Source organism: Aminobacter sp. P4_D5, assembly GCF_056401815.1.
In genome coordinates, this window is record NZ_JBFUIP010000345.1 from 1 (window position 1) to 1,853 (window position 1,853).

General features: G+C 56.1%; 3 protein-coding genes. 1 reads left to right on the plus strand and 2 read right to left on the minus strand.

The features are described from left to right. Nucleotides 1-219: 219 nt before the first annotated feature. Nucleotides 220-600 carry a thermonuclease family protein gene (locus AC1DWF_RS31695; protein WP_476804413.1) on the minus strand — a complete coding sequence of 127 codons (381 nt, stop codon included), beginning with the start codon at nt 598-600 and terminating at the stop codon, nt 220-222. A gap of 241 nt (nt 601-841) precedes the next feature. Further along, nucleotides 842-1,327 (minus strand): hypothetical protein, encoded by a 486-nt coding sequence (locus tag AC1DWF_RS31700; protein ID WP_476787453.1) that lies wholly within the window; start codon nt 1,325-1,327, stop codon nt 842-844. A gap of 250 nt (nt 1,328-1,577) precedes the next feature. Here AC1DWF_RS31700 and AC1DWF_RS31705 point away from each other — a divergent pair. Next, on the plus strand, nt 1,578-1,853 hold a 276-nt coding region (locus AC1DWF_RS31705), incomplete at its 3' end, for a type II toxin-antitoxin system RelE/ParE family toxin (RefSeq protein WP_476804412.1).

The following is a 1,853-nucleotide window of genomic DNA, read 5'->3' on the forward strand; positions in this document are numbered from 1 at the left end:
CGACCAACCAAAAGCCGGCATTGTCGAAAAGGCGGCGGAGTTCTCGCTGGTTGTTTTGTAGTCATCACATTCTTGTGGTCGAGTGGAGGTATGCCGCCGCACAAAAGAAACGGAACGCAGTCATTTCGACCAAAAAGGCGATCCGTACTTTGCGGGCGTAACACTCGGACGCTGGGCGGGCGCTGTCAGGCTATCTCGACCGGCGAGCTTCCCATGGCGCTAGGAAATCGCCCGCCACATGCCCCGGCGATCTGCCTTGGCTTCGGCCTGGTCAGCGGTATAGGCTCCCCGACTGTAGCGCTTCCAATCGAGCGCGTGACCGTTGCGAACGAGCCAGCGGGCTACGCTCTCCCCGTCTGCCCTGTAACAGTCGCCCACGAAGCGCCTGTAGCGGTCGTGGTTGATGTATTCGCATCTAGTGGGGCGTGATGCGGTAAGGAAGGCATCTAGGGCTTTGGCAGCAGCTTGCCCGCACCTGCAGGCCTTACCGTTCCCATCGTTGCAAACCTGCCAGCTTTCGGGCGCATCAACGCCATTGAACCGGATGCGCTCGCCCGCAATCTCAATCGTGTCCGCGTCGATGACCGACGCCCGCCCCATGGCCGGGCCTTGCGCCTGTGCAAGAGCATTGCAGCGATGAGCGCATTTGCGCCAAATTGTTGCAGGGAATAGTCCAAGTGCGATGCCTTAAAAAAGGGGGGTAACGGCGTGATCGGCAGCTACTCCGCTAGCCTATTCGCCCCGTTTGCGCCGCTGCTATTTTGACCTCAGCCACGAACCCCGCTTTTGCCGCTCCTTGACTGTGACCTGTCGAGCCGCAAGGGCGAGCTTTCCCAACTAATCACCATTCCTTCGGATGGGGTTCGGTTCTGAAGTAGTACCCGATTATCGCACTCTCACGGCTGTGTTGCTTGTGGCAAGAGAATTGCAGGTGACGCCAGCTTTTGGATGCGAGCATGGTGATAGCAATAGGCAGCATGTCGTCTGGCATCATAATAAAGGCCTCGTAACCTCCCTTTATTCTTGAAAGTGAGCCGACCTCATCAAACTTGCGCTGGGACCCTTGCCGCTTGTCTTCCCTGTACCCCGGGCCGACATAGGCCCTGACGCTGACAGGTAGACCCATCATCTTCGCTGGTCCGTCTGCTTTATCGACCCGGCATGCGATTCTGAGTGTCTTGCTCTCGGAAAGGGGGTCAGGGTCATTCATTAACATCCCCAGGCCAAGGGAATAATCCCAAGACCAACCCTCAATCGCCATCCCAAGCCAAAAGTCATGGAGGTCTGCCGTGGCCCTGTTGAACTGCAAATCAGCAAAATCAGCCATGGAAGGCCTTATATGTTGAGATGACTATGACTCAGAGGCCCCGCCAGCGCGCGCTTGCCTATAATGTGGTATTAGGGGGGCGGCCAGAAACTCGAAATGCCTCCCTGCGGCAGGATATAGCCGAACGCGAGTCTATTCAAACCGCTCGCAATTCCTTCAGCTCGAATGCCGTAGTTTGCTTCGGCTGTGAATGTAAGCGACTGGCTTACACAGCCATTGACATTCTGTAAGCGGATGGCTTACATGAGCCATGATTAAGTCGTTCAAGAGTAAGGCGTTGGCGAACCTGTTCCAAACCGGAAAGACCGCGAAGATTGACGCCAAGATGCATACGCGCATCATTATCCGGCTTGACCGCTTGGACGTTGCCGAAAAGCCGGAAGATATGAACCTACCGGGTTTTGACTACCATTCGCTGAAGGGCTTCGACCCTACGCGCTACACGGTCCATGTGAACGGGCCATGGTGCATTACATTCGAATTCGACGGCAAAGACGCAGCTCGCGTCGATTTCGAGCAATACCAT

Excerpts from the sequence above, each read along its gene's own strand:
- AC1DWF_RS31695 (WP_476804413.1), bottom strand. The coding sequence starts at position 600 with ATGGGGCGGGCGTCGGTCATCGACGCGGACACGATTGAGATTGCGGGC.
- AC1DWF_RS31700 (WP_476787453.1), bottom strand. The coding sequence starts at position 1,327 with ATGGCTGATTTTGCTGATTTGCAGTTCAACAGGGCCACGGCAGACCTC.